The organism is Bifidobacterium pullorum subsp. saeculare, assembly GCF_016899725.1.
GTDB classification, from domain to species: Bacteria; Actinomycetota; Actinomycetes; order Actinomycetales; family Bifidobacteriaceae; genus Bifidobacterium; species Bifidobacterium pullorum_C.
Map to the genome: position 1 here is coordinate 1 of NZ_JACLYU010000048.1, position 2,318 is coordinate 2,318.

Consider the following 2,318-nt stretch of genomic DNA (forward strand, 5'->3'; position numbering starts at 1 on the left):
TCCCCGACCCGTCCGCCCGACCCGTCCGCCCGACCCGTCCGCCCGCACACGGCCGTGCCGCCCGCCCCGCGCACATCTGACCCCCGCGCCATACTGGAAGACGTGCTTTTCGGTCATCATCGCACGCGCGGCGCGGGGCAGCCGGAGGGAGCCCAGGCCGTGCGCCGGTTCCATACGCATGCCATCCCTCTGGACATGGAAGACATCGAGCGTGACTGGGACAAGCCCGTCACCGAGGCGGGCATCGCCGCCAAAGCGAGCGTGGTCGTGCGCGTGGGCATGCTCGACCTGGGTGCCGGCACCGGCAGCTTCCGCGTGCGCGAGATGATGCACCGCATCGCCTACCCGCTGGGCGTGCACGTGCGCGCGGACGTCAACCTCACGGACATCGAGGCCTCCTGCACCGACGGCCATGACCGCATCACCGAGGTCGTGGACCTGCCCACCACCGGCGTGAACACCGAGCGCATCTGGCTGCTCGAGCACTTCGCCGACTGGTTCAACGTGAACCTCGGCACCGGCGCGATGTACCACACCAAGCCGTCCATCTCCGAGGAACTGGTCGAGCATCTCGACGCACCCGACGCGGACGGCGCCTCGATCATGCGCGCCGTCGAACACGACCGCAAGGCCGCGGAGGAGGCCTCCGACGCCCGCCAGCGCGCCGAGCGCTATCGTGCCATCCGCTCCACGCTGGAGAAGGCGTGGTTCGAGAACGCCGGCTATGTGCGGCCGGAACGCGGCGACGGCCCGTCCGCCGCCACGGGCGCGGCGGCGGCCCCGGCCAAGCCCAAGCGCGTGCACCAGCCGCCGAAAGGCGAGTACGCGCAGCATTTCGACCACGTGGGCAAGGCGGCGGCCGGCGCGTCCGGCGCGGCCGGCGACGCCGCGCAGGCCGGCACCGACGGCATCACCGTGCGGCAGGCCCACGAGCGGCTCGACCTCATCGAACGGCGCGTGCCGCTGTACGCCCCCTGGCAGTCCGGCCTGGCCTCCGCGCTCGCCTGTGCGGCCTTCGTGTTCCTGCTCGGCGGCGGCGTGTACGACATGGTCGGCGCGTTCGTGGGGGCGGGGCTCGGCCAGTGGCTGCGCCGGCGGCTGTTCGCCCACCATCTCAATCAGTTCTTCGTCACCTTCGTGGTGGTGGCCGTGGCGGCGCTCGCCTGCACCGGCACGCTGCGCCTGATCGGATGGTTCGATCCGATCGCCCTGCAGCACGACACGGCGTACATCGGCGCGATGCTGTTCGTGATCCCCGGCTTCCCACTCATCACCGGCGGCCTGGATCTGGCGAAGATCGACTTCCCCTCGGGCATCCAACGCGTCGCGTACGTGCTGTGCATTGTGCTCATGGCCACGCTGGCCGGCTGGATGGTGGCGAGCGTGGTGCACCTCAACCCGGAGGGCTTCGAACCGCTGGGGCTGGACCCGGTGCTCAACGGCGTGCTGCGCTTCGTCGCCGCGTTCATCGGCGTGTGGGGATTCTCGGTGCTGTTCAACTCGCCGCAGCGCATGTGCCTGGTGGCCGCGTCGATCGGCGCGGTCACGGACACGCTGCGCCTGGAGCTGGTGGACCGCGGGCTGGCGCCGGAGGTGGGCGCCTTCCTCGGCGCGCTGCTGGCCGGCCTGCTGGCCTCGGCCTGGCGCTCCTCGGTGCGGCGCGGCTGGCTGCCGCCGCATCTGGGCTACCCGCGCATCTGTCTGACCGTGCCGTCGATTGTGATCATGGTACCCGGCATGTACATGTACCAGGCCATGTTCCACCTGGGGCAGTTCGACACCCAGCAGGCGCTGGACTGGGCGTTCCGCGCGTTCATGATCATCATCTGCCTGCCGATCGGCCTGGCCATGGCCCGTGTGATCACCGACAAATCCTGGCGGTACGACATCTGAGTGGTGCCGTGCCGTCGGCCGGACCGTCGGCCGTGCCGCCGGCCAGATGGTCGGCCGGACCATCGTGGGTGCGAGGATGGGCCGCAGCACAACCACGACCGCACGCGGCCGCAGAGCCAAGGAGGAACGAGATATGGACACACCAGCCATGCCCACGATGGTGGTGACCAACGTGCGTCTGCCGTTCGGCGGCGGGGCGTCCGCCGACGCGCTGTGGCGCATCGTGATCCGGGACGGCCGCATCGCCGGCGTCCAGCCGCAGGCCGCCGGCCCGGCCCCCGGCGGCGGCCCGGCAGCCGTCACTGGCTCGACGCCCGGCGTCCCCGGTTCGTCGGCCGACACTGGCGCGGCCCTCGGCGGCGGCGCATCGGCTGCCCCCGGACCGTCGGCCGACGAACCGGGGACGCCGGGCGTCGAGCCAGTGA

The 2,318-nt window shown here is 71.6% G+C and carries 2 protein-coding genes; both read left to right on the forward strand.

Annotated features, from left to right (window positions below; translation table 11 throughout):
* Positions 1 to 93 precede the first annotated feature (93 nt).
* On the forward strand, positions 94 to 1,893 hold the full coding sequence (locus H7U32_RS09295; RefSeq protein ID WP_440201455.1) for a threonine/serine ThrE exporter family protein: 1,800 nt from the start codon (positions 94 to 96) through the stop codon (positions 1,891 to 1,893).
* Between the two features lie 133 nt (positions 1,894 to 2,026).
* Positions 2,027 to 2,318 (forward strand): hypothetical protein (locus H7U32_RS09300; protein ID WP_204469786.1); only part of this gene is annotated, 292 nt, incomplete at its 3' end.